Raw genomic sequence first — 25,490 nt, 5'->3', positions numbered from 1 at the left:
GCTTGGAATACCTATCCGTCGGTAAACGCAAGTCGAACAGGGAAGCCGATTCGCAGCAGAGTCCGGTCCGGGTCCGGCTCGACATCGGCGCCGTGAACTCGACGCAGCGCTTTGAATCCTCGTTGGGACTTAATGTTCACTTCCACTCCCTCTATCTAGACGGTGTGTACGTCACGCGCAGCGCTTTCGAGTCTCCCGTCTTTCTGCCCGCGGATCCTTTGACGTCGGCGGAGGTCGAGCGTGTGCACGGCGACACGATCGCGCGCATCCGTCGTGTGCTGAAGCGCTTCTCCCTCGACCCGATCGCACTCGGTATGCCCCTACGCAAAGGTGACGACCGCCCTTGGGAGTACGCGGACGCGGGCGCTGATGAGCAGCCGCTTCTCGATTTTGGCGACGCGCGTGAGAATGCGTTCTTTCCGGCCCTGAAGGCTGCCTCGGTGAAGTCGCTGGTGCCTTTCGGTGCTGGTGCTGGGCAGCCGCTGAAGCGCCTAATCGACCCTGATCTCGGCCTTGCGTTCCAGTCGTCGGGTTGGGGGAGTCAGTACGTGCCGCCTCCACTGGTGGTGAACGCTGACGGGTTCTCGTTGCGTGCGCTGATCCGGAAGGGTCAGCGGGCGCAACTGGAGAAGCTCTGCCGCTACGTGACAAGACCCGCCATCAGTCTGGAACGCTTCGATGTCCGTCCCGATGGGATGGTCTCGTGGCTGCTGCGCAAGGCCTGGCGTGATGGGACCAAGGGCTTCGTCATGACGCCGTACCAGTTCATGGCTCGACTGGCGGCGCTCGCGCCGCATCCGCGCGAGCATCAGCTGACGTATCAGGGAGTGCTGGCCCCGGCCTCATCATTGCGTGATCTGGTGGTGCCGCGTCCCGTGGTTCGGAAGGAGCCGAAGGATGTGGACGTCGCCGATGAAGACGGCTCGAAGAGTGCGGAGGAGCGGTCGAAGGACCAGAGGTACATCCGCTGGGCAGATCTTCTGAAGCGGGTGTTTTCGGAAGATGTTCTCAAGCGCCCGCGCTGCCGCGGGCGCAGGCACATGATCTCCGTGATCACAGATCCGGAGACAGCGCGGAAGGTGCTGGAGGGCGTGAGAGCGGCGGCGAGGAGGTCATCCGATTCGCTGGGTGGGAGAGACCCGTCGTCGCCAGGGCCGAGCCGTTCCCCACCGGCAGAGCCCGAGGTCCGAATACCGATGCCGCCACGGCAGGGGCGGTTGGACTTCGGGAAGTAGGGCGCTGCGGAAGAGCGGCGCGCGGGCCATCGGGCTCGGCGATATGAGATCAGCCAGCACTCTTGGGGAGGGTGCTGGCTGCAGGTCGTGGTGAAGCGAACCGGTGGTGCTCGTCGGAGGGGGCGAAATCGGGCGAGTTCGGCTCAGCGAAGAGCCCGATGGCTGCCCGGGCGCTCCCGCGTGGCCCGCGAGGATGGGGGTAGCGAAGAATCAGGCCCCAGGCTACGGTTACCGGGGTGTCGACACCCCGCTTGGAAGTCCTATCCGTTCGGGCGCAGGATCCGATCCGCCTCTTCCCCGTGCCCCGTTCGAATGCACCATTCGACGCGAGCGCTCGCGTAGACCTCCATGTACACCGTGCCCTCCTCGTATTGCGTCTCGGCGATGCGCAGGGCCTTCGCCGTGTACTCGGACGCTTCCTCGATCCTTCCGGCAGCGATCAGCGCGACCCCGACCTGCTGGAGCGCGGCGGCCTCGATCACGTGCCCCTCCGGGAACTTCTTCCGCGCTCGGTCCAGCGCGCGCATGAAGTGGGTCACGGCCGCTTCGTAGTCCCCGCGCGACCGCGCGACCTCGCCGAGGCCGACGTGCGAGAAGTAGAGCCGTTCCTGGTCCCCATCGAGGGTCCCGTGCAGCGCGTGCGCGCGCTGCATCCAGCGCTCCGCGTCGTCGGTGCGCCCTTCCCGGATGTACACGCGGCCGAGGTTGAAGCTCCAGACCGCCTCCGCGGAGCGCCTCTCCTCGGACGGGGGCTCGGCGCTCATCAGCCGCAGCGCGGTCTCGAATCGCTCGATCGCCTTGTCCGTCTGACCCATCCGCGAGTAAAGGACGCCGAGGCTGTTGTGCACGAAGGGGAGCTGGGTTGGGTCTGCGTCGTCCACCCTCTCCCACGCCTCGATCGCGTCCAGCAGGCACGCCTCGGCATCGTCGAGCACGCCTTGCTCGCGGTAGGTCGCGCCGATCGTGCCGAGCACCGTCGCGAGCGTCCGCGGGCGCTCGGGGTAGCGCTCACGGACGTAGCTCGCTCCCCGCTCCAAGAGATCACCAAGGGTCGCCTCGATCCCCTCGTGGCGGGTATCCGACGTGGACAGCATGTGCACGAGCACGTCGTTCTGTGCCTCGAGCTCCCTCACCGTCGACCGCGCTCTGTCCTCCGCCTCCAACGCACGCCAGGCCATGGCCGCGCTCACGATGGCCCCCGCCACGAGCGCCACGAGCGCCGTCGCGATCCCCGCCGCGGCGAGTCGGTGCCGCCTCACCAGCTTCTTCAGGCGATAGAGGGTGCTCGGTGGTCCGGCCACGACAGGGCGGTACTCGAGGTAAGCCTCGATGTCGTTCGCGAACTCGGAGACCGACGCGTAGCGGTCATCCGGTCGCGGCTCGATCGCGCGTAGAACGATCCAGTCGAGGTCCCCGCTGAGCACGCGGCGCAGCCCGCGCGTCGTCGCGGCGCGGCGCACTGCGTGGCGCGTGTCCAGCTCCGTGGCGAAGCGGTTGCTCGGCCGGACGGAGGAGCGCTCGCGGTCGAGTAGGTTCGCTAGCGAGCGCCGGCCCCGCTCGTCCTCGGCGGGCAGTCGACCGGTCAAAAGCTCGTACATCACGATCCCGAGCGAGTAGACGTCGGTGCGCGTATCGACGTCGGCATCCACGAGCCGCGCCTGCTCAGGGCTCATGTACGCCAGGGTCCCCAGCACCTCACCGTCCGTCGTCATCGTCCCGAGAGTCGCGCGCGCGTCGACCGCCCGCGCCAGGCCGAAGTCGATCACCTTCGTCCTCGTCGCGCCGTCCTGGGTGGAGACGAGGAGGTTGCTCGGCTTCAGGTCGCGGTGCAGGATCCCGCGCTGGTGAGCGTGCTGCACCGAACGAGCGACCTCGAGCAGCAACCGAAGCCGCGCCTCGACGTCGAGGCCTCGCTCGTCGCAGAACACGTCGAGCCGCTGACCCTCGACGTACTCCATCGCGAAGTACGGCCGCTTGTCGTCGTCGAGCCCCGCGTCGAGCACGCGGGCGATTCCGGGGTCGTCCATCCGAGACAGAGCCTCGCGCTCCAACTCGAATCGCCGGGTGATGCTCTTGCGCGAGAGACCGGAGCGGATGACCTTGACCGCCACGGTCCGCACGAACGGTTCGGTCTGCTCCGCCAGGTAGACCGCGCCCATCCCGCCCTGGCCCAGGAGCCTCACGACGCGGAACGGCCCGATTCGCGCCGGCGTGACCAGGTCCCCGGTGGGCAGCGTCGTCGCCCCGTCGGCGACGACGCCGTCGAACGCGTCGCGGTTCCGCCGCAGCGCCTCCTCGTCGAAGGCCTCCTGGACGCGGCTCTCCTCGTCGCTCGCGAGCATGGCTCGCAGCTCCGCCGCGAGGCTCGCGTCCTCGACCTCCAGGGCCTGGATGACCGCGATACGCTCCGCGCCCTGGAGGTCCACCGCCTCCTCAAAAGCGCGGCTGAGTTGCTCGTATCGGCGTGCATCCATGGTGGCGGTAGGGGGCGCGCGAGGCGCTCATAGAAAGTCGACGTAGACCCCCGAGGAGAAGTTGAACGTGGGAGCGCCCATGCTCGAGTCCCGGAACCAGGCCTGAAAGTACAGTCTTTGCCCGGGAACGACGAGCGACTGAAGCGGTTCGACCCCAAGATCGAGCTGACGGCCCAGGGCGTCACCGACGGTGTTCGCGAGCGGGAGGCGGATCGGCGCGGCGACGCACAGGTTCCCCTGCCCGATCATGACCGGCGAGATCGGGTTCAGGCCCACAAAGAAGATCCCCGCCGAGTTGGGTACCCCGATCGCACGGAGGATGACTCGATCGTCCGCGACGCGCTGGGAACCGTAGAAGAGAAGCCTTGCGCCCTCGGCGTAGCCAGCGTTGGGGAGCGGCGTGCAGAAGCTCCTCGCCACCGCCTGGGGTTCGAACGCGGAAGGCGCGACGCGGCTGTCGACCACGCGCTCGCCGAGCATCAGATCCAGGGGTGTCAACTCGGCCGCATCGCCGTCCTGATCGATGTCGCCCGCGTCCGGCGCGCGCCTCGTGGCCAAACCCTCGTTGGCGAAGTACGAGTTGCAGCCCATTCGAAAGTTGCCGTTCGACTCGTCCTCCCAAAGCAGGTCGAAGTTCGGGCGGTCATCCGCGAGGTCGAAGACGTTGTTGCCGACCGAGCTTCCTCCCGATTCGGCGAAGATGCTCGTGGCCACGTCCGGCGCGTACAGGTAGTCGCTGTAGAGCGTTGCGCCGCCGTTGACCCGAGCCGTGTCCCCCGTTCCCGAAGGCCCGCCGGAGTTATCGTGGAAGAGCGCGAGCTCCAGCCTGACGTCCGTGCCGCTCGCGACGAGCATCCCTGCTGCTGTCGGGGCGAGGTTCCGAACCAGAGTCGCCAGGTTCACCTCGAAGCTACCGGCATTCGGCCCCGCCATGATCGCACCGCCGAAGACCGTGGCTCGGTTCTCCAGGAACAGGCACTGGTATGCGCGGCCGGTGGCATCGCGCACCATCAGGCCACCGCCACCTGCGGAGCGGTTGTACTCGAAGCGGCAGTTGGCGAATGTCGCGTCGGCACCGGCACGCACTGCCGCGCCTCCTCCGCCCCAGTAGGACTCATTGAACGACAGCGTACAGTTGGCGACGACGCACTTTCCCGACGCCACGAGCACCCCACCTCCGTGGGCGTCATCCGAGCTGGAGCTCGCGACATTGGCGTTGCCGGACGTGACGTGGAAGCCGTCGAGGAGCGCGACCGTGGTGGCTGAGTGACTGGCCTCGGTACGGACGACGTGGTACGCGTTGTCCTCGATCCCCGGCTGCGGACCGATGGAGCCGTTGAGGAAAGAGATTCTCGTCGGGTCGAACAGGACTCGCTCGCTGAGGTGCTGTTCGTCGCCCGCGAACCCGCCGTAGATCCGGACGTTGTCGCAAAGGATGAACGATGCGGAGCGGTCGTCGCTGCCCTGTGGCGCGGACTCGGACTCATCGGTGCGATAGGTGCCACGGCGCACCCAGACGTCGACCGGCTGCTGGTTGTCGGACTCGTAGGGGGCCGAACGGTGCGCGAGCTCGAGGGCTTCCGGGAGAAACTCGAGCGCGTTCGACCACGAGGAGCCATCGCCGCCGGAAGAGCTCGCGTCAACGTAGATCCGCCGATCAGTCGGCGTGAACGCCTCGTTGACGTTGATGGTGCCGCTGGTCGGGAACGAGGCGCGGTCGGTGAGCCGGATGAGATAGCGCTCGCCCGCCACCACGGTCGCGCTCGCCAGCTGGCCCATGGCGCTGCAATCGGAGTACCCGAGGAGCTGCAGCGAGCCGCACTCGCCGCGGTAGACCTGGATCAGCATGCCAGACTCGCTGCCGTTGAAGCGGACCCGCATGTCGCCGGAGCTCGAGGGAACGTAGCAGAACCACATGTCGCGGGTCGGTGCGAATACGCACGTGCCGTTGCCGTACGTCGTGTCGAGCGTCATCCCCTGGAAGTTGATGGGGGTCGTCCCGCCGCCGAGGAGTACCGGGGTGAGGCAGGTGTCCTGGGCAGCAGCGGGGATGGAAGCCAAGGTCAGAACAGCAAGGAGTCGGAGGAAGCGCATGGTGGGAGGGGGCGACAGCCAGGGGGAGGCCAGAGAGAGGCCAGAGAGAGGCCAGAGGGGAGATCCGGGGATCCGACGTCCGGATCCGGTAGCAGCACGGACGCCGTCGCTTGCGAGGTCAGTGAATCCTCAAAATTCTGCCCACATCGGGGATGAGGCCTCCAAGCGCCGGGCTCTGGCGCCTGTTTGAGCGAGGCGGGGGCACTTCAGTTGTGCGGTGTGGCGGCGGCGATCACCCCTTCCACAGGGTGAGGTGGTGCTGCCGCTTTTCTTCGGCGCTGAATTTCCCGGCCCGGCGATGCGCACGCTCCCCGAGCCGTTGGCGCCTCGCCGGGTCCCGGGCCAGCCCTACCAGCGCCTCCGGCATCCCCCTGTACCGCCGTCACGCAGCAGGCGAGCCGGTCCACGGCCCGCTTGATCGGGTCGGCGCGTGCCAGCGTCACCACATGTACCGGGCGACCTACTGCGCTCCGCTGGTGGTGAACGCAGGTTGGTTCTCGTTTCATGCGGCGACGCTGGCACGCGCCGCCCGAACTGCAATCCTGCGTTGAATCGAACGTGACGTGACTACGGAGGCCGTTGAAGAACAGCGGTTTGCGGAGTAGTAGCGTCCGATTCCGAATCAAGGCGACGTAACTTCCCTATGGTTGGATGCCATCTGGATGGTTACGTCAACGCAGAGTCGGGATCGGACGCCACTACTCCATGAGTCGCTGTTTTTCGGGCTGCTAGCGCCGCCAGCGAGACCCTGATCTCATCGAGAATCGCAGGGTCGTCGATCGTCGCTGGCGTCTTGAAGTCCACGCCGTCGGCGATCTTCGCGATGGTGGAGCGAAGGATCTTGCCCGAACGGGTCTTCGGCAGCCGCTGCACCACGGCACAGAGCTTGAACGCGCCCACCGGGCCTATCTTCTCTCGGACCAGCTGAACACATTCCTCGCAGATCGTCTCGTGCGAGCGCTCGACGCCCTTCGATAAGCACACGAGTCCCAGCGGTAGCTGCCCCTTCAGGTCGTCGGCGACACCGATGACCGCGCACTCCGCCACATCAGGGTGGGCTGCGAGGACCTCTTCCATGGCCCCCGTGGAGAGTCGATGCCCCGCGACATTGATGACATCGTCCGTGCGAGCCATGATCCACAGGTATCCGTCGGAGTCCTTCATGCCCGCATCCCCTGTCTCGTAGTAACCGGGGAAGGTCGTGAGGTAGCTCTCCTTGAAGCGCTCCTCTGCGTTCCAAAGCGTTGGTAGCGTGCCCGGCGGAAGGGGGAGCTTCACGGCGATCGCCCCGAGGGTACCCGCCGGTACTTCCTCGCCTCCGTCATCCAGGATATGAACGTCGTAGCCCGGCATGGCGACGGTCGGAGAGCCCACCTTGACGGGGAGGGGCTCGATGCCCACGGGGTTGCCCGCGATCGTGTAGCCGGTCTCCGTCTGCCACCAGTGATCGTAGACGGGCGTGCCAGTGTTCTCCGTGAGCCACTGGATAGTGTCCGGATCGGCGCGCTCCCCCGCGAGAAAGATCGCACGGAGCGAGCTGAGATCGTACTTCTCGAGGCACTCTGCCCTGGGATCCTCGCGCTTCACCGCTCGGAAGGCGGTGGGAGCCGTGAAGAAGCTGTTGACCTTGTGCTCCTGGATGACGCGCCAGAACGTTCCGGCGTCCGGCGTCCCGATCGGCTTGCCCTCGAAGACGATCGTCGTGTTGCCATGGATCAGTGGCCCATAGCAAATGTAGCTGTGTCCCACCACCCAGCCGACGTCCGACGCGGCCCAGAACACCTCGCCAGGATCGACGTTGTAGATGTTCTTCATCGTCCAGTTCAAGGCGATGAGGTGCCCTGCGGTGGGGCGCACTACTCCCTTTGGTTGCCCCGTCGTCCCGGAGGTGTAGAGGATGTAGGCCGGATGATTCCCTTCCACAGGCACGCACTCCGCGGGCTCAGTGCCGTACCGAAAGCCGTGCCAATCGTGGTCACGGCCCTCGGTTAGCTGGGCGATCTCCTGCTCGCGCTGGAAGATCACGCAGAACTCAGGCTCGTGCTTGGCCAGCTCCAGCGCCTCGTCGAGAAGCGGCTTGTAGTGAACGACCCGCGCCGGCTCCAGTCCGCAGGAGGCCGCGATGATGGCTCGCGGCGTCGCATCGTCAATGCGGACCGCGAGCTCGTTGGCCGCGAAGCCGCCGAATACGACCGAGTGGATGGCACCGAGCCGCGCGCACGCGAGCATCGCCTCCAGCGCCTCGGGCACCATCGGCATGTAGATGATGACTCGATCCCCCTTGCCGACCCCATTGGCGCGCAGCGCGCCCGCCAGACCGGCGACCCGGTCGCGCAGCTCATGGAAGGTGATCTCGCGCTTCGTGCCGGTTATGGGGCTATCGTAGATGATCGCGGCCTGGTCGCCGCGTCCGCGCTCCACGTGACGGTCGACGGCGTTGTAGCACGTGTTCACGCGAGCGTCGGCGAACCACTCGTACATGTGGTCACCCCGGTCGAAGAGGGCCTTGGACGGAGCTTCCTCCCAGTCGATAGCCTGCGCTGCTTCCATCCAGAACCCTTCCGGGTCGGACTTCCAGGATTCGTACACGTCGAGATACTTCATGGGTGAACTGGGTAGGGGACTCCGGAAGATCAGAGCGCGGATGTGGCGGGTCGGGCAGACAGTCTGCGGATAGCTTCAGACCTCCTCGGCCTCGCGCAGCTTGGCGAGCACGCGGTAATCCTCGAGGGTCGTGGTGTCCTGGCTGATGTCTTGATTGCCAGCGGCGATGTCGCGCAGGAGGCGACGCATGATCTTGCCCGAGCGTGTCTTGGGCAGCGACTCCGCGAATCGGATCGCATCCGGCTTGGCGAACGATCCAATCTCGCCGCGGACGTGCTGCCTCAGAGCCGCGCCGAGAGACTTGGCGTTCATGCCTAGATTCTCGACGTACTCCGGTTCGAGCGTGACGAACGCCGAGATGCCCGTGCCCTTGATCTCGTGGGGCATCGCGACGACAGCCGCCTCGACGACCGCCGGATGCGAGACCAGCGCGGACTCGACTTCCATCGTGCCTATGCGGTGGCCGCTGACGTTGATGACGTCGTCTACCCGGCCCATGATCCAGACGTAGCCGTCCTCGTCGAAGCGTGCGCCGTCGCCCGGCACGTAGTAGCCGTGGGGGTTGTCGAAGTAGGTTCGCACGAAACGATCGCGGTCGCCCTGGACGCCGCGGAGCATGCCGGGCCATGGCTTCTTGATCACGAGGAGCCCTCCTGTGCCCTTCGGGAGGTCTTCGAGGGTCGTCGCATCGACCACGGCCGCGTGTACTCCTATCATGGGAAGGGTGCACGAGCCTGGCTTGGTCGGCGTCGCTCCTGGGAGCGGCGTGATCATGTGTCCACCCGTCTCCGTTTGCCACCAGGTATCGACGATCGGACACCGTCCCCGTCCGATCATTCGGTGGTACCACGACCAGGCTTCTGGGTTGATGGGCTCGCCGACCGTACCGAGGACCTGAAGTGACGATAGGTCGTGGGCGTGTACATGTTCGTTGCCCCACTTCATGAAGGATCGGATGGCGGTGGGAGCCGTGTAGAAATGGGTGACCTGGTGCCGCTCGACAATGTCCCAGAACCGATCTTCGGAAGGGGCGTCGGGGGCTCCTTCGTACATCAGCGTTGGGACCCTGTTGGGGAGGATCCCGTAAAGGATGTAGCTGTGGCCGGTGATCCATCCGATGTCGGCGGTGCACCAGTACATCTGGTTGGCGTCCGGGATGAGGTTGAAGGTCGTCCTCGCGGTGAAGTAGGTCCACACCATGTAGCCAGCGGTGGTGTGAATGACGCCCTTCGGCTTGCCAGTGGAGCCGCTCGTGTAGAGAAGGAACAGCGGGTCCTCCGCCTCCATCGGCTCAGCGGGGCAGTGGGAGCTGCTGACGTCCACGATATCCCGCCAGTAGTAGTCGCGCCCCTCGTGCCAGGACGTCGAGTTGTTGCATCGCCGGAGCACGATCACCTTGTTCACGTCGCGGCCGGTGTCGGAGAGCGTGGCGCAGGCGCTGTCCACGTTCTCCTTGAGGGGCACCACGTTGCCTCGGCGCCAGCCACCGTCCTGGGTGACGATGATGCGGCTTGACGAGTCGACGACGCGATCGACGATCGCCTGGGATGAGAAACCACCGAAGACCACCGAGTGTACGGCTCCTATCCTGGCGCAGGCGAGGAGGGCGATGGCGAGCTCGGGCACCATGCCCATGTAGATCGTCACGACGTCGCCCTTCTTGGCGCCGAGGTTGCGGAGCGCGTTCGCGAAGCGCGAAACCTCGTCGAGAAGCTCCTGATAGGTGTAACGGCGCACCTCGGGCTTGCCGTTCGGCATGGGTTCGCCCTCCCACACGAGCGCGGTGTCTGCGCCATGGCCCCCACGGACCTGGCGATCCAGCGCGTTGAAGCACACGTTGGTGCGGGCTCCGACGAACCAGCGGGCATCGGGTGCTTTCCACTCGAGCACGCGGTCCCAGGGGCGCATCCAGTCGAGCTCGGAAGCGATCTCGCTCCAGAACCCGTCGGGATCCTCAAGAGATCGCGCGTGCATCGTTCTGTACTCTTCGAGCGAACCCACATGCCACTTCGGGATCCCGAGCTCTTTCGCCTCGACGGGTGGGAAGACACGGTCCTCTCGCAGGAAGGACTCGATGTTCTGGTTCTGCTGGTTAGGCGAGTTTGTGTCGGGGGTCATGGCCGATGACGGGGGGGCTGTGTCCTGGTGGGGGCAGTGTTGGGTAGAGGGCGGGGCCGCGTGCGGGGAGCCGATAGGGCCCCCCCGCACTCGGGGGGACCCGTCGTTCAGGAGGGTCAGTGGTCATGGGCCGCGCCCGCGCCAGCGGGGATGCGGATGTAGCTGACGAGCTCCTGGACCTCGGCGCTTGGCGCGGGGGTCATTCGCGACACCGCCAGGGTGACGAAGAGGTTCACGAGCATGCCGATCGAGCCGATCCCCTCAGGTGAGATCCCGAACCACCAGTGCTCCGGGACGTTGAGGTCGGGCTGCACGAACTTGAAGTAGATGATGTAGCCCGCCGTGAAGGTGATGCCGGACACCATGCCCGCGATGGCCCCGGGCGCGTTCGTGCGACGCGAGAAGATTCCCAGCACGATGACGGGGAAGAAGGACGACGCGGCCAGGCCAAAGGAGAACGCGACGACCTGGGCCACGAAGCCTGGGGGATTGATCCCGAAGTACCCAGCGACGACGACGGCGGCCGTGGCCGCGAGTCGCGCTGCGATCAGCTCGCGCCGATCGGAGATCTCGGGGAGGAGCGTTCGCTTGAGCAGGTCGTGACTGACAGCCGTCGAGATGACGAGCAGGAGGCCAGCGGCGGTCGAGAGCGCTGCAGCGAGCGCACCTGCCGCGACCAGCGCTACCACCCAGTTGGGCAGGTTTGCGATCTCCGGGTTCGCCAGTACCATGATGTCCCTGTCGACGTAGAGCTCGTTCTCGCCCTTGGTGGGCTGGTTCGTCAGCAGTCGTTCACCGTGGGCTCCACGGCCGGCGTCGTCCGACGGGAGCGTCTTGAACGATGGGCGTCCTTCGAACGCGTTGCCCGCCCGGTAGGTGACGCGCCCGTCTCCGTTCTTGTCCATCCAGGCGATGAGTCCGGTCTTCTCCCAGTTCTTGAACCACTCCGGAATCGTCCTGTCCTGGAGCAGTGCAGCGCCCTGGTCGCCGCCCTGTTCAGCGGGCGCCAAAGCGGCCGCCGTCTCGGAGTATCGAGCCCCTTCGACGGTGGTGATCAAGTTGGTTCTCGCAAAGGCGGCAATCGCTGGCGCCGACGTGTAGAGCACCGCGATGAAGAGCAGCGCCCACCCGGCGGAGATTCGCGCATCCTTCACGCGCGGAACGGTGTAGAACCGAACGATCACGTGCGGAAGGCCCGCGGTACCGACCATCAGCGCGAGGGTGATGCAGAACGTATCGATCGTCGACTTGGTGCCTGATGTATAGGGCGCGAAGCCTAGCTCCTCGTGCAGTCCGTTGAGCTTCTCCAGCAGAGAGATGGTCTCACCGCCTGCGATCTGGGATCCGATCTCACCCTGGAGCATGCCACCGAATCCCAGCTGTGGGATCGGGGTCCCCGTCATCATGATCGCGAGGAACACGGCGGGGACGAGGAACGCGAAGATGAGGACGCAGAACTGCGCCACCTGCGTGTAGGTGATGCCCTTCATGCCGCCGAGTACGGCGTAGATGAGGACGATGACCATGCCGATCACGACGCCCCATTCGACGGGTACCTCGAGGAAGCGTCCGAACACGACTCCGACCCCTCGCATCTGGCCAGCGACGTAGGTGAATGAGACGAAGATAGCGCAGAGAACCGCGACGATGCGGGCCGTGGATGACGCGTAGCGGTCGCCGACGAAGTCGGGGACGGTGAAGCGACCAAACTTGCGCAAGTAGGGGGCCAGGAGTAGGGCCAGGAGCACGTAGCCCCCTGTCCAACCCATGAGGTAGACGGAACCGTCGTAGCCCATGAATGAGATCAGGCCAGCCATCGAGATGAACGAGGCCGCGCTCATCCAATCGGCCGCCGTCGCCATTCCATTGGCGAGGGGCGGAACCCCTCCGCCGGCGACGTAGAAATCTTTTGTGCTGCCAGCACGGCTCTTGACCGCGATGAACATGTACAGCGCGAACGAGAGGCCAACGATCAACAGAGTCCAAGTCTTGACTTCCATGGTGATTCCTCAGTCCTCCGAAACGCCAAAGCGCTTGTCGATACGGTTCATGACGACGACGTAGGTGAAGATCAGCACCACGAAGGTGTAGATCGAGCCCTGTTGCGCGAACCAGAACCCGAGCGGGAAGCCGGTGCCGGGCAGGTTCACGGCATTGAGCGCGTCCGCCGCGAGGATCCCTGCGCCGAAGGACACGCTGAACCAGATGGTGAGGAGAACGGCGAGGACTTTTAGGTTGGCTCGCCAGTAACCGTCGGCGTCGAAGCCGTCGGGTGCTTTGGAGCCTGTGGGATCCGCTGAGTTCATGCTGGGGGGGGCCGGTTGCGGCGCTCGAGAAAAAGGACGGAGTGTCGGCCAAGGGCCCGAACATGGGCCACCTGGCGACGTGTAGATCAGGGGCGTGTGGAGGGGGAAAGCACGGCGATCAAAAGGCGTGTTGGACCGAGAACTGGAAGCGGCTCACTTCGCCGCTGCGGCCGTCTTCGAGCTCCTTCTCGGCCCAGATGAGCTCGACGCCGAAGCGAAGCCTCGGCGCTGGCACGTAGTTGAGGCTGGCGTGGACGGACTGGTATGCGCTGGCGAGGTCGCCCGTGCTCGCGAACGCGCCGACACCTGGGTTCTCCGCTTCGGCGAAGGAGTACGAAAAGGTGCTGTGCCATGCCGGATCCCAAACGTGACGATAGGCGGCGAACGCCCCTAGCTGGTCGATCGTCTGAATCTGGCCGCCTCCGTCGATGTAGCCGTCGTTGAAGGCATTCAGGCCCAGGTAGCGACCGAGCGCATCTCCGTAGCTGACCATGAAGCGCAGGTCGTCTTGTCCCATCTTCCACTTGCCAGCGAGGCTCGCCGCATAGCCGTATTTTGCGTCATGGGCGCCCCTGATGACAGGGTTCGAGCGGTCCTCGTAGCTAAGCTCGCGCAGCATGCCGGCGAGTGACCACGACAGGTCACCGTCCTGGCGGTTGTACCTGGCGATGACGTCCGGAATGCCCTCGCTGTCGTTGTCGTAGGTGGCGCCGGTGACGCGCGTGGCGGAATTCTCCAGCGCCAGTTCCAGGCCATCTGCGGTGTATCGAAGCTGCGGCTGGCGCATGAACACCGTACCGACCGGGCCGACAAAGTCCAGGTGGTCAGGCAGCGCCGATACATTGAAGAAGGTCGACCAGTTCTGGCCGACCATGATCGAACGGTTCTCTTCTGGCTCCCACTTGACGAATGCGTGGCGGATGCGTCCGCTCCACGAGTTCGAGATGCGCTCGTCCCCCTGGCCGCTGAGGATGAAGTCCAGCTCGATGTGCGAGGCGATCTTCCCCATCTCGGTCTCCGTCGCGGTCTTGAGGAAGAAGCGCGACGACTTGCTGTGCATGTTGGTCGAGCGGTAGTTGTCGGCGCCGCTGGTTGGCTCGACCGGGATCAGGGACGGCACGAGGAAGTCGTCGATGAGCTGGTTGGCAGGCTTGCCGCCGCTGTAGTCAGAGGAGACCGCATCGAGTTGCACGTAGCCACCGTAGGTGAATTTGGTGCCGTCCGCGATCGGGCGGGCTTCCTCGATCTCGAGAGCTAGGCCCTTGAGGTCCTCGATCGATGAGGTGGCGGCGCCTTGCTGCTGCGTTGCGGAGAATGCAGCTCCGGTGGAGGAGAGCGTGGTCGCGCTGAAACTGAGGAGCGTGACGGCCGTCGGATAGAGCAACTCTTCTTCTGTAATTTCGTCCGCGAGGAAGATCAGGCTTGCTCCATGGTGAGGTATTGACGGCCGGCCTCCCAATCTTCGGAGACCTCCATGGCCAGGGCAGTGACGAGCCGCAACAGCGCGGCTTCGTTCGGGAAGAGGCCAGCGACTCGCGTTCGCCTCTTGATCTCTTTGTTGAGCCTCTCGACCGCGTTCGACGTCCGGAGGCGTCGACGATGGCTGGCGGGAGATTGGAGGACAGCGAGTCCCTCGTGGATGTTTTCTTCGATCCACGCGGCGACCCTGGGCTCCGAGTCCTGGTACTTGACAACGACCGTCTTGATGATCTGCTCGGCGTCGGCCATCGTCGGCGCGTTGAAGATGGAGCGGAGGTCCTCCGCCACGTCCTTCTTCATGACGATCTTGGAGACGTAGGACTGCGCGTTGCGCTGCATGTGGCACTGGCATCGTTGCCAGGCAACGCCAGGGAAGACGGATGCGAGAGCGGCCTTGATGCCGGGGTGGTCGTCACTGGTGAAGAGGCGCACACCATGCAGTCCACGGAGGACGAGCGACTGCAGGAACTCCCGCCAGTGGACCTCAGCTTCGGAGGTGGCAACGCTGACGCCGACGATCGATCGCTTCCCGTCCTCTCGTACCGCCATGGCGACGAGAACAGCCGCCGTGACCACGGAGCCGCCGATCCTCACCTTCTCGTAGCGTGCATCGAGCACGAGGTAGGGACAGGCGCCGATGGGGCGACTCCTCCACGAGGAGATCTCTTCGTCGAGGAGCTGAGTCGCGCGTGAGACTTGAGAAGATGTGATCTTGAGCCCGCAGAGCTCCTCAGTGACCCTCTGAACGCGGCGTGTCGAGACGCCGTTGATGTACATTTCTGCGATCGCGAGCTTGAGAGCCCTCTCGCCACGTTCTCCTCGCTCGAGGGCGTTCGGATAGAAGCGCTCTCCGCCCTCGGCGGCTTCCCGAACCTGCGGGATGCGCAGCTCGAGCTCGCCGACACGAGACGCGACGCGCTTGGGCTTGAACCCGTTCGCGTACCCGCGCCTGGACTCTGCGCGTTCGTACGGCGCGGCGTTCAGGTAGTCGGAACGTTCGATCAGCATGGCTTCGTTGAGCAGGATCTGGATCGCCTCAGCGAGACGGTCGAAACCGTGCTCAGTCAGAAGTTCCAGGACGAGGGAGATCTTGTTAGCGTCGGCTTCGTGGTGAGGCATCGTTGGTCGAGTGGGGTTGTGGTTAACACCACGAAAGCCAACGATGGCCTCCCACGCAACCGGCACGTGACGAATCGGCCCCTCAGGGGTGAGGGCCGATCCCTCACGCGCCTTGCAGGTTCAGATGGTCAGTCGAGCCGAAGCCGAAATTACAGAACAAGTGATACACCCCCGGCCGTCGTTCGAGCGGTCATGGGAGGGGGGGGCCGAAGGGGGGGAGCGGGGAGCTTGCCGGACCCACGACTTGCACTCGCAAGGCTGAAGGGGGACCCGGGGTCTGTACGAGCAGGCCAATGCAACGACCGTGCCGCTGGCCGAGTGAGCGACTCCGGGTCGCTGGGGCCAAGCGCGGAAATCGGCCCCCGTGGCCCATTCAGGGGCGCTCCTGCTTCAGGTCCGTCGGGACGGGGAGACCGAGCGGGCTTGGGGAATCTCTGGCGGAGTGGAGCGGAGCGATACAACTTCGCGCTCCAGATTGGAGCGAATGGTGTATCGTTGCGCTGCGGATGTAGCGCATCGAGCCAGCCTCTGCGGGTTTCAATTGCTCCATCCGCCCGCCAACCAGCATTGCCGTGGATACCAACCGATCCCAGATCCTTCGACTGATCGAGCCGCCCCCTGATCTTCGGGAGCGCTTCCGTGTCGACCCTTCCCTCGAGAGAGTGGGCTTCGGGCCACTGCTCGCCTCCTGGTCGCGCAGCCGCTCCCATGGAGTTGACGAAGCACTCGGAGATCCTCCCCTCCACGGCGTTCCCCCGGTCTGTCGGCGCGGTCCGGAGGTGTTGCGTTCCGCCGCGGCTGAGCTCGACGCGCTCACTGCGCCCTTGACCGAACAGGGAGCGGCGCTCGTGCTCACCGACAGCGCAGGATGCTTGCTCGACGTCCGGCTCCCAGGTGGGCTCGACCTCGCGGGCTCTGCGCTCGCCCTCGAGCCTGGGCGGTCGTGGGCTGAGTCGGTGCGGGGCACGAACGCCTTCGGGACGGCGCTGGCCGAGGGGCGGACGGTGCTCGTCGAGCGAGGTGCCCACTTTGCCCGACCGCTGGCCACTTTCACAACGGCAGCAGCTCCCGTCGCGGCGGCCTCCGGTGAGGCCATTGCGGCGCTCGGCTGCCTCGTCCCGGGGGGGAAGCCGCCCGCCTTGCTCGAGGCCGTGCTCATCGCCGGCGGAAGTGCGATCGAGCGAGCTCTGCATGGGCGCGCCTACGGCCGTATCGCAGCGCGACTCCTGGCGACCGCCGAGGAGATCATCGACCGCTTGCCACGGCCGACACTCCTCGTCTTGCCCCCGGGTCGCGTTCATTCGGCCAACCCCGCTGCACGGGGCTTGTTTGGGGGGCGACTCGGCATGGGTCGCGCGACGAGGCCCGAGGATCTTATCGACTGCGACTTCGATATCCTCGTCGGCTACGCGGCGGAGGGAGAGTCAGTCTCCATCGCGCTGCCTACCGGTGAGACGGGGTATCTACGCGTGGAGCCCGTGTTCGACGATCGCAACCGCCCTGTCGCGCTGATTGTCGACTTCGACACGAAGCGCGCTGTGCGTGGTGTCGAGTTCGACATCGACCACCCACCGGAGGCTGCGCCCGCCTTCGACGTCTTGCTCGGAAGCGATCCGGATCTCGCCAGTGCCAAGGCCGTGGCGACGCGCTTTGCTCGCACGCGCTTACCAGTCATGATCTTGAGCGAGACGGGGACGGGGAAGGAGCTCATGGCGAATGCGATCCACGCAGCCTCCGATCGCGCCGAGGGCCCCTTCGTCGCTTTGAACTGCGGAGCGTTGCCCGCTGGGCTGCTGGAGTCGGAGCTCTTCGGGTACGGACCAGGCGCCTTCACCGGCGCGCGGAAGGATGGGGCGCCCGGAAAACTGGCGGCAGCGGACGGCGGTACCCTGTTCCTGGACGAGCTGGGTGATATGCCGACGTCGCTCCAGGTCATGCTGCTCCGGTTCCTCGAGGACGGGGGCTACTATGGCGTGGGAGAGGAAACCCCCAGGTCGGCGGACGTGCGCGTCGTGTGCGCGACCAGCCGTTCACTCGAACAGATGGTCGGGTCGGGCACTTTTCGAAAGGACCTGTACTACAGGTTGAAAGGCGTGACTCTGCAGCTCCCGCCGCTGCGTGCTCGACGTGACATTGCGGACCTTGCGTCGGGACTTCTCGCACGGATTGGGCGCGAACTGCAGCGCACGACCGTGCCGGTCTTCGAGGACGGTGTCCTCTCCCGCCTCGCCGCGCACTCGTGGCCGGGCAACGTGCGCGAGCTACGGGCGGTGCTGCATCACGCCCTCGTGCTCTGTGGGACCGGCGACGTGATCCGTGGCCATCACCTACCCGGTGAGGTCGGAGTCAATTCGCCCGGCGCTACCTTTGGCCGCGGCGAGAGTGCCCCTCCGGCCGTGAAGAACTCTTCCGCCTTGTTGTCTTCGGCTGTCGAAGTCAGCTCAGCGGATGTCGACGGCGCTGCATGCCTGGAGGACATCCGCATGCGCGCGCTGCTGGCCGCCGTGGACCGGCATGGAGGCAATGTCAGCGCTGCCTCCCGTGAGCTCGGGGTCGCCCGCTCGACCATTTACCGCGCGCTTCGGCGATCAGGTCGCAAATGATTAGCCTGCCAGGAGCCTGTTGCACATTGACAGATTCGAGTAGCGCGTTTCCCGAATCGCAATACTGCGTTGATTCGAACCCAGGTGACTACGGTAGCGGGGTGGGCAGGCGCAATCGCTTTATGGTAGTAGGTATCAGGGCATGGTGAGCGAAGGAGGGGCAGGCGAGAGACCGACAGGGAGTGACCTCGATGAGGCTCGACGCTTCGTTGCTGCGCACCCGCCGCTGGACGGGCTCGCCGACGAGAGCCAGCGCCTGCGCGATGCCATCGAGGCAAGGCGAGCGGGGGCGACGGCCTTTCGGCTGGGAGCGGAGGGGGCGGTCGCTGGACTCCTTCGCCGCGAGGCCCTCGTCGCCAGTCCCGACGACACCGTTCGGGGGGTGGCCCGCCGGATGGCGGAGCACGATGTATCCACGATGCTCATCGTCGAGGGCGGGCGGCTCGTCGGGATCGTCACCGACCGAGACCTGCGCCGCCGTGTCCTGGGTGGAGAGATTCCGGACACCGCCGACATCGCGCGAGCGATGACCTCGGACCCGATCACCGTGAAGCCTGACGCCGACGCCTCGATGGCGATGCTCACGATGGCAGATCGTGATGTTCACCACCTCCCCGTCGTCGATGACAGGGGCCGGATCGCGGGCGTACTGAGCGCGAACGACCTGCTCAACCGCTTCGGCACCAGTACGCTCCACGTGGTGCGCGCGGTAAGGTCGGCTCCAGACGTCCAAGCAGTGGCGCGTGCTGCCTGCCGCCGGGAGGATGCACTGCTCTCGCTGGTGAGCGCTGGCGTGAACGCTGAGCACGTGACGCGTTTCCTTTCTTCGATCGCTGAAGCGACCCACCGGCGCATCGCCGAGCTCGCCGAGGAAGAGCTGGGCCCTCCGCCCGTTCCCTATGCGCTGGTCGTCTTCGGTTCGCTCGCGCGCCGGGAGGTTGCCATCGGCGCGGATCAGGACAACGGCTTCGTGTTCTCCAACGCGTACGACGCGGCCGGGCACGGTCCCTACTTCAGGCGCCTCGCCAAGGGGCTCGTGGACGGACTGCACTCCGCTGGCTATCCGTATTGCCTTGGAGAGATCATGGCGACCAACGAGCGTTGGGCCCGTTCTCTCGACGCCTGGCGCCAGCGCTTCGAGCGATGGATCGAGATTCCGGACTCGGAGAACCTTCTGAGGACATCGATCTTCTTCGACATGCGTTGCGTGCATGGAGAGGAGCACCTCATCGACTCGCTGCGCATCGCTGTCGCTGGAATGGCCAAGGCGCATACGCTCTTTCTCTCACATATCGCCCGGGAGGCCGCACAGGCGAGCGTTCCCCTCGGCTTCTTTCGCGGCTTTGTCCTGCACGAAGGAGAGCACGGAGAGGGCGCTGCCCTCGATCTCAAGCGCGACGCGATTGCAACGCTCGTTTCGATCGCTCGCGTCCATGCGCTGGCAGCCGGGTCGCTCGCTCTCTCCGGTGCCGAACGGCTGCGGAGCGCAGCCGAGGCCCAGGTCCTCAGCAACGAGGACGCCGAGGAACTCATCTCGGCACAGCACTTCATTGCGTCGATCCGCATGGAGGCACAAGCGGATGCGGTTCGGTCCGGGACGACCCCGACCAATCGCGTCGACCCGAGGACACTCTCCCGCTTCGATCGAGACCACCTCAAGGACGCCTTTCGGGTCATCCGACGCCACCAGGATCTGGTCGTTCGGCGCTACGCTGGAGGGATCGTCTGATCGGGCGCAGAATGAGCGGTTCCGTTGCGCCCACCGCCGGGGCAGGTGCTTAGTCTCCATCCATGAACAGCCAAGAACTGGGCCAGATCATGGTCGAATTCAATCGTTCCGGTGAACTCGGGAAGCTCTTGGACGAGCACTATGCCGAGGACGCGGTCTCCGTGGAGGCGATGGACATGGGGCGGGGGCGCGAAGCCGTCGGCCTCGACGCCATCCGCGCCAAGCACGCCTGGTGGGAGGAGACGATGATCATGCACTCCATGGAGGTTGAGGGCCCCTTTCCCCACGGTGATGACCGGTTCGCGCTGATCTTTGAGAGCGACGTTGAGGTCAAGGGGCTTGGCATCCGGAAGAAAGGCCGTGAAGTGGCCCTGTACCACATGAGGGGCGGCAAGATCGTGCGTGAGGAGTTCTTCTACAGCATGGTCTGAGCCCGTCGGTCGCCGCCGGTGACGCGCAAGTGCAGGATTGGGATCAGGTGTTCACTTCCACTTCCTTGACCCGATCGCACTCGGTCTGCCGCTACGCAAAGGCGACGACAGCACGTTTCCCGAACTGCAATCCTGCGTTGAATCGAACGTGACGTGACTACGGCCACGCGGGGTTCGATTCGCCTTGTCTTGCAGTCCGGGCAACGCACTGGGCGGAATCAGCTATTCGCGACACGCTCCTAGATACTGGCAGTCGCGTGCGAACTGGATGCTATGGGCAGAAGGTAATCCGCAAGCCATCGGTCAACCCGATCCCCGTCCCGTCGGGGTTGGCGGGGTCTCGGAACAAGAGCTGGTACCAGCGGGTCGTCCCCACCATCGCTGGCGTCATGGGGAGGGTGTAGAAACCGAAGCCGGACCCGTCGAGGCTCAGTACCGAGAGGCGGTTCAGCGGTGGAAGTACACAGAGCGTGCCGCCGTGAAGGGGCATCGTGTTGGGGCCGGTGGTGCTCTCAAATCCGATGGCGACGCTCCCCGGGAGAGCGTCGAGGATGCCAACGCCATAGGATCCATTGGCGACGTTGGGCGTGCCGAACAGAGTCAGCGCTGCGACGGAGCCGCCCGAGTGCACCTTGCCCTGGCAGTACGACTGAACCTCGCAGTCCGCCTGGGGTGGACCGAGCCGCCAGACGCCTGCCTCCGAGCCACTGAACCAGGCGGTACCGCCGCCGATCGTCGCGCCGTAGAGGGTCTCGTTCGTCACGCCGGGCGGGCTCACCGGCGTCCAGGTCGCCCCTCCATCCGAAGTCAGGATCACTACGCCATGGTCACCGACTGCGAGTGCCACGGTGGGCCCGAGGGTGTCGATCTGTCTCAGCGTCGTCGTGACACCTGAGGACTGAGAAGTCCAGCTCATGCCACCGTCGTCGGTGAAATCGATGGCGCCCTGTTCCCCCACGCGATGGCCGATCTCTGCGTCTGCGAAGTCGATACCGTAGTAGCGGAGCGCGGGGTCCTCGACGAATGTCCAGGTGAGCCCACCGTCGGTCGTCTTGATGAGCTTCGTTCCCACCGCGTACCCGACGTCGCCGACCATGTCGATTGCGTGGTAGGTGCCCAAGGGACTCGGCGTGATCGAGGTCCAGCTTTGGCCGCCGTTGTCGGTGCGCCAAATACGTGTGTCGCTCGCCACGACCGCGGTGTCAGGTCTGATGGGACTTAATGTTCACTTCCACTCCCTCTATCTAGACGGTGTGTACGTCACGCGCAGCGCTTTCGAGTCTCCCGTCTTTCTGCCCGCGGATCCTTTGACGTCGGCGGAGGTCGAGCGTGTGCACGGCGACGCGATCGCGCGCATCCGTCGTGTGCTGAAGCGCTTCTCCCTCGACCCGATCGCACTCGGTATGCCCCTACGCAAAGGCGACGACCGCCCTTGGGAGTACGCGGACGCGGGCGCTGATGAGCAGCCGCTTCTCGATTTTGGCGACGCGCATGAGAATGCGTTCTTTCCGGCCCTGAAGGCTGCCTCGGTGAAGTCGCTGGTGCCTTTCGGTGCTGGTGCTGGGCAGCCGCTGAAGCGCCTAATCGACCCTGATCTCGGCCTTGCGTTCCAGTCGTCGGGTTGGGGGAGTCAGTACGTGCCGCCTCCACTGGTGGTGAACGCTGACGGGTTCTCGTTGCGTGCGCTGATCCGGAAGGGTCAGCGGGCGCAACTGGAGAAGCTCTGCCGCTACGTGACAAGACCCGCCATCAGTCTGGAACGCTTCGATGTCCGTCCCGATGGGATGGTCTCGTGGCTGCTGCGCAAGGCCTGGCGTGATGGGACCAAGGGCTTCGTCATGACGCCGTACCAGTTCATGGCTCGACTGGCGGCGCTCGCGCCGCATCCGCGCGAGCATCAGCTGACGTATCAGGGAGTGCTGGCCCCGGCCTCATCATTGCGTGATCTGGTGGTGCCGCGTCCCGTGGTTCGGAAGGAGCCGAAGGATGTGGACGTCGCCGATGAAGACGGCTCGAAGAGTGCGGAGGAGCGGTCGAAGGACCAGAGATACATCCGCTGGGCAGATCTTCTGAAGCGGGTGTTTTCGGAAGATGTTCTCAAGCGCCCGCGCTGCCGCGGGCGCAGGCACATGATCTCCGTGATCACAGATCCGGAGACAGCGCGGAAGGTGCTGGAGGGCGTGAGAGCGGCGGCGAGGAGGTCATCCGATTCGCTGGGTGGGAGAGACCCGTCGTCGCCAGGGCCGAGCCGTTCCCCACCGGCAGAGCCCGAGGTCCGAATACCGATGCCGCCACGGCAGGGGCGGTTGGACTTCGGGAAGTAGGGCGCTGCGGAAGAGCGGCGCGCGGGCCATCGGGCTCGGCGATATGAGATCAGCCAGCACTCTTGGGGAGGGTGCTGGCTGCAGGTCGTGGTGAAGCGAACCGGTGGTGCTCGTCGGAGGGGGCGAAATCGGGCGAGTTCGGCTCAGCGAAGAGCCCGATGGCCGCTCGGGCGCTCCCGCGTGGCCCGCGAGGATGGGGGTAGCGAAGAATCAGGCCCCAGGCTACGGTTACCGGGGTGTCGACACCCCGCTTGGAAGTCCTATCCGTCAGCAGGTCCCGCGAACGAGTCTTGTTGAGGTCGGCGCGCGCAGAGCGGTCGCGGTGCTGGACCGGCTGCGGGAGCTTCAGGTCGAGGCGTGCGACGCGAGCGAGCTGCTCGGCGTCGACCGCGTCACACTTCGAGTCGTTCTCGTAGATCATCCGCAGCTTGCGCGGGTTGGCGACGATGACTTCGTGGCCGAGCTCCTTTAGTAGGTCGCTGACCCAGCTGGACTGACCGCCAGCCTCGATGGCGATGCGCAGCGACTCGCAGTTCCCGAAGCGCCGCCGCATCGCAACCATGGTCGTCGGCACTTCTGCCCGCTCGAGTACCTCTCCGTCGCCCGAGAGCACGTAGATATGGCTCTTCTTGTCTCCGAGGTCGATTCCGATGGTGGTTTCTTCGGTCATGGTAGATTGAGTCATGGTCAGCCTCCTTGTTTGGCCTCGAGCCCGTTTGATGTTTAGGGTCCCGTCAAGGTAACCCGAGCCGGAGGCTGGCCTTCTCATCCCATCTAGTGCGCCAGGTCAAGCTTGGAGGAAGAGGAAGAAGTGAACTGAAACTTCCACTGGAGTCCCGCGGAGACAACATCCGCCCGGATAAGGCTGGTCACCAGCCGGAAGCGAGTCTTGCGTGGTAGTAGGGGCGACCCGTGCTGCGAAGCGTAGACAGCGAGTGTGTAGGCCGAGCTGCGGTACGAGAGGACGGGAAGCGATCGATCGTCGGCGTCAGCGTTGCCACCTCCGAAGCTGAGGTCCACTGGCGGGAGTTCCTGCAGTCGCTCGTCCTCCGTGGACTGCATGGTGTGCGCCTCTTCACCAGTGACGACCACCCCGGCATCAAGGCCGCTCTCGCATCCGTCTTCCCTGGCGTTGCCTGGCAACGATGCCAGTGCCACATGCAGCGCAACGCGCAGTCCTACGTCTCCAAGATCGTCATGAAGAAGGACGTGGCGGAGGACCTCCGCTCCATCTTCAACGCGCCGACGATGGCCGACGCCGAGCAGATCATCAAGACGGTCGTTGTCAAGTACCAGGACTCGGAGCCCAGGGTCGCCGCGTGGATCGAAGAAAACATCCACGAGGGACTCGCTGTCCTCCAATCTCCCGCCAGCCATCGTCGACGCCTCCGGACGTCGAACGCGGTCGAGAGGCTCAACAAAGAGATCAAGAGGCGAACGCGAGTCGCTGGCCTCTTTCCGAACGAAGCCGCACTGTTGCGGCTCGTCACTGCCCTGGCCATGGAGGTCTCCGAAGATTGGGAGGCCGGCCGTCAATACCTCACCATGGAGCAAGCCTGATCTTCCTCGCGGACGAAATTACAGAAGAAGAGTTGCTCTATCCAGTGGAGGGAAGGGGAAGCCAATACCCAATGGACCCATTGCAAGGAAATGACACCAAGACCGGAGCTTGAATGAGCGTCTCAACGAAACTGCAACGGATAGCCGAACTGGCGAGGGAGCACCCAAAGAGGAGCTTCACCAATCTCGCCCACAACATCGACCTGGAGTTCCTGCTTGAGGCGTACAGCCGAACGCGGAAGGACGGGGCGACGGGAGTCGACGGCGTCACAGGCAAGGAGTACGAGAAGAACCTGGAGAAGAACCTCTTGGACCTCCTCGACCGCTTCAAGTCAGGTCGCTACCGAGCCCCCGACGTGCGCCGAGTCCACATCCCGAAAGGGAACGGGAAGACGCGCCCGCTGGGGATCCCGACGTTCGAGGACAAGGTGCTACAACGGGCTGTCGCCATGGTGATTGAAGCCGTCTACGAGCAGGACTTCCTGCCCTGCTCGTACGGGTTTCGCACCGGGCGGTCAGCTCATCAAACACTGAAGGACACCCGAGCTACGCTGATGGGCATGAAAGGTGGATGGGTCGTCGAGGCAGACATCCGAGACTGCTTCGGGACCTTTGACCACTCATGGATGCGGAAGATCCTGGACCTACGGATACGTGATGGAGTGCTGATCCGTGTGATCGGCAAGTGGTTGAATGCCGGCATCGTCGAGGAAGGGCAGCGAACGCGGCCGGAGGAAGGTACACCGCAGGGTGGCGTCATCTCTCCGCTGCTCTCGAACATCTTCCTCCACACGGTGCTTGATGGATGGTTCGAACACCATGCGAGGCCACAGATCGGAGGCAGTGCACGACTGATCCGTTTCGCCGATGACTTTGTGATCCTCTGTGATCGCGAGGAAGACGCGAAACGTTTCTTCGCGGGCATCTTCCCCCGCTTCGCCAAGTTTGGACTCGAACTACACCCGGAGAAGACGAAGCTCGTGCCATTCAAGCGTCCGCCCATGGGCGGCCCAAACGAAACGGAGAGCTGGGACTTTCTGGGGTTCACCCACTACTGGTCGAGATCGAGGAGGGGCTACTGGGCGATCTTCCAGAAGACGATGGCAGCTCGCCTGAGTCGAGGCCTCAACAAGGTGGCGGAATGGTGCCGACGAAATCGGCACATGCCCGTGGTCGACCAGCTGAAGGCTCTGAATCGGAAGATACGCGGGCACTGTGCCTACTACGGCATCACCGGAAACGCGGTGGCGTTGGAGAAGTATCGACGAGGAGTCCGAAACCTCTGGCGGAAGTGGTTGAGGCGACGCTCCGGCGCCGCCATGCGCAAGAACGGGGACTGGTGGGATCGCTTCTTCAAGCAGCACTGCCTGGTCCCAGCTCGGGCCGTTCATTCCATCTACCGCCGCACGTAGCG

Annotated in this window: 16 protein-coding genes and 1 pseudogene; 7 read left to right on the top strand and 10 right to left on the bottom strand. The window is 64.9% G+C overall.

Features of this window, described 5'->3' with window-relative positions:
* Window positions 1-2: 2 nt before the first annotated feature.
* Complete coding sequence (locus Poly30_RS23705; RefSeq protein WP_419190570.1) at window positions 3-1,235, top strand: transposase; 1,233 nt, start codon at window positions 3-5, stop codon at window positions 1,233-1,235.
* A gap of 260 nt (window positions 1,236-1,495) precedes the next feature.
* Here Poly30_RS23705 and Poly30_RS23700 read toward each other — a convergent pair whose 3' ends face one another.
* The 8 genes from Poly30_RS23700 to Poly30_RS23665 form a co-directional block, all read right to left on the bottom strand.
* Window positions 1,496-3,709 carry a protein kinase domain-containing protein gene (locus Poly30_RS23700; protein ID WP_145203400.1) on the bottom strand — a complete coding sequence of 738 codons (2,214 nt, stop codon included), beginning with the start codon at window positions 3,707-3,709 and terminating at the stop codon, window positions 1,496-1,498.
* 27 nt (window positions 3,710-3,736) lie between these two features.
* Window positions 3,737-5,803, bottom strand: a complete 2,067-nt coding sequence (locus tag Poly30_RS23695; protein WP_145203397.1) for a right-handed parallel beta-helix repeat-containing protein — start codon at window positions 5,801-5,803, stop codon at window positions 3,737-3,739.
* 666 nt (window positions 5,804-6,469) lie between these two features.
* Window positions 6,470-8,407 (bottom strand): propionyl-CoA synthetase, encoded by a 1,938-nt coding sequence (locus tag Poly30_RS23690; RefSeq protein ID WP_145203394.1) that lies wholly within the window; start codon window positions 8,405-8,407, stop codon window positions 6,470-6,472.
* 75 nt (window positions 8,408-8,482) lie between these two features.
* On the bottom strand, window positions 8,483-10,525 hold the full coding sequence (gene acs, locus Poly30_RS23685) for an acetate--CoA ligase (RefSeq protein ID WP_145203390.1): 2,043 nt from the start codon (window positions 10,523-10,525) through the stop codon (window positions 8,483-8,485).
* 116 nt (window positions 10,526-10,641) lie between these two features.
* Entirely contained in the window at window positions 10,642-12,525 is a 1,884-nt protein-coding gene (locus tag Poly30_RS23680) for a sodium:solute symporter family protein (protein ID WP_145203387.1), read from the bottom strand.
* Window positions 12,526-12,534: 9 nt separating this feature from the next.
* Window positions 12,535-12,831 (bottom strand): DUF4212 domain-containing protein, encoded by a 297-nt coding sequence (locus Poly30_RS23675; protein WP_145203384.1) that lies wholly within the window; start codon window positions 12,829-12,831, stop codon window positions 12,535-12,537.
* A 118-nt stretch (window positions 12,832-12,949) separates the two neighbouring features.
* Window positions 12,950-14,215 (bottom strand): DcaP family trimeric outer membrane transporter, encoded by a 1,266-nt coding sequence (locus Poly30_RS23670; RefSeq protein ID WP_419190569.1) that lies wholly within the window; start codon window positions 14,213-14,215, stop codon window positions 12,950-12,952.
* A 32-nt stretch (window positions 14,216-14,247) separates the two neighbouring features.
* Window positions 14,248-15,429: an IS256 family transposase gene (locus Poly30_RS23665; RefSeq protein WP_145194340.1), complete on the bottom strand. Its 1,182-nt coding sequence runs from the start codon at window positions 15,427-15,429 to the stop codon at window positions 14,248-14,250.
* 824 nt (window positions 15,430-16,253) lie between these two features.
* Between Poly30_RS23665 and Poly30_RS23660 the strand changes: the two genes are divergently transcribed.
* The 3 genes from Poly30_RS23660 (at window position 16,254) to Poly30_RS23650 (ending at window position 20,192) form a co-directional block, all read left to right on the top strand.
* A complete protein-coding gene (locus tag Poly30_RS23660) occupies window positions 16,254-18,032 on the top strand; it encodes a sigma-54-dependent Fis family transcriptional regulator (protein ID WP_145203381.1) in 1,779 nt (592 codons plus the stop codon).
* Window positions 18,033-18,174: 142 nt separating this feature from the next.
* Window positions 18,175-19,761 (top strand): putative nucleotidyltransferase substrate binding domain-containing protein, encoded by a 1,587-nt coding sequence (locus Poly30_RS23655; protein ID WP_145203378.1) that lies wholly within the window; start codon window positions 18,175-18,177, stop codon window positions 19,759-19,761.
* Between the two features lie 62 nt (window positions 19,762-19,823).
* Entirely contained in the window at window positions 19,824-20,192 is a 369-nt protein-coding gene (locus tag Poly30_RS23650; protein ID WP_145203375.1) for a nuclear transport factor 2 family protein, read from the top strand.
* A 271-nt stretch (window positions 20,193-20,463) separates the two neighbouring features.
* Here the strand turns inward: Poly30_RS23650 and Poly30_RS23645 are convergent, their stop codons facing one another.
* Window positions 20,464-21,384 carry a WD40/YVTN/BNR-like repeat-containing protein gene (locus tag Poly30_RS23645; RefSeq protein WP_145203371.1) on the bottom strand — a complete coding sequence of 307 codons (921 nt, stop codon included), beginning with the start codon at window positions 21,382-21,384 and terminating at the stop codon, window positions 20,464-20,466.
* Between Poly30_RS23645 and Poly30_RS23640 the strand changes: the two genes are divergently transcribed.
* Complete coding sequence (locus Poly30_RS23640; protein ID WP_145203368.1) at window positions 21,371-22,516, top strand: transposase; 1,146 nt, start codon at window positions 21,371-21,373, stop codon at window positions 22,514-22,516. The two genes, Poly30_RS23645 and Poly30_RS23640, sit on opposite strands and share 14 nt — an antisense overlap.
* A 49-nt stretch (window positions 22,517-22,565) precedes the next feature.
* Here the strand turns inward: Poly30_RS23640 and Poly30_RS23635 are convergent, their stop codons facing one another.
* Window positions 22,566-23,201 carry an IS110 family transposase gene (locus Poly30_RS23635; protein WP_419190568.1) on the bottom strand — a complete coding sequence of 212 codons (636 nt, stop codon included), beginning with the start codon at window positions 23,199-23,201 and terminating at the stop codon, window positions 22,566-22,568.
* A gap of 296 nt (window positions 23,202-23,497) precedes the next feature.
* Between Poly30_RS23635 and Poly30_RS23630 the strand changes: the two are divergent.
* Window positions 23,498-24,076 (top strand): annotated as a pseudogene (locus tag Poly30_RS23630) (IS256 family transposase); the annotation flags it as partial.
* 113 nt (window positions 24,077-24,189) lie between these two features.
* On the top strand, window positions 24,190-25,488 hold the full coding sequence (ltrA, locus tag Poly30_RS23625; RefSeq protein ID WP_145203359.1) for a group II intron reverse transcriptase/maturase: 1,299 nt from the start codon (window positions 24,190-24,192) through the stop codon (window positions 25,486-25,488).
* The last annotated feature ends 2 nt before the right edge of the window (window positions 25,489-25,490 follow it).

Origin of the sequence: Saltatorellus ferox (genome assembly GCA_007751475.1) — a bacterium.
Taxonomy (GTDB): Bacteria; Planctomycetota; UBA1135; order UBA1135.
The sequence above is the reverse complement of the archived record's forward strand: the minus strand, read 5'-3'. Positions and strand labels throughout refer to the sequence as shown.

Excerpts from the sequence above, each read along its gene's own strand:
- acs (WP_145203390.1), bottom strand. The coding sequence starts at position 10,525 with ATGACCCCCGACACAAACTCGCCTAACCAGCAGAACCAGAACATCGAG.
- Poly30_RS23635 (WP_419190568.1), bottom strand. The coding sequence starts at position 23,201 with ATGACTCAATCTACCATGACCGAAGAAACCACCATCGGAATCGACCTC.
- Poly30_RS23700 (WP_145203400.1), bottom strand. The coding sequence starts at position 3,709 with ATGGATGCACGCCGATACGAGCAACTCAGCCGCGCTTTTGAGGAGGCG.
- Poly30_RS23695 (WP_145203397.1), bottom strand. The coding sequence starts at position 5,803 with ATGCGCTTCCTCCGACTCCTTGCTGTTCTGACCTTGGCTTCCATCCCC.
- Poly30_RS23665 (WP_145194340.1), bottom strand. The coding sequence starts at position 15,429 with ATGCCTCACCACGAAGCCGACGCTAACAAGATCTCCCTCGTCCTGGAA.
- ltrA (WP_145203359.1), top strand. The coding sequence starts at position 24,190 with ATGAGCGTCTCAACGAAACTGCAACGGATAGCCGAACTGGCGAGGGAG.
- Poly30_RS23690 (WP_145203394.1), bottom strand. The coding sequence starts at position 8,407 with ATGAAGTATCTCGACGTGTACGAATCCTGGAAGTCCGACCCGGAAGGG.
- Poly30_RS23655 (WP_145203378.1), top strand. The coding sequence starts at position 18,175 with ATGGTGAGCGAAGGAGGGGCAGGCGAGAGACCGACAGGGAGTGACCTC.
- Poly30_RS23650 (WP_145203375.1), top strand. The coding sequence starts at position 19,824 with ATGAACAGCCAAGAACTGGGCCAGATCATGGTCGAATTCAATCGTTCC.
- Poly30_RS23675 (WP_145203384.1), bottom strand. The coding sequence starts at position 12,831 with ATGAACTCAGCGGATCCCACAGGCTCCAAAGCACCCGACGGCTTCGAC.
- Poly30_RS23680 (WP_145203387.1), bottom strand. The coding sequence starts at position 12,525 with ATGGAAGTCAAGACTTGGACTCTGTTGATCGTTGGCCTCTCGTTCGCG.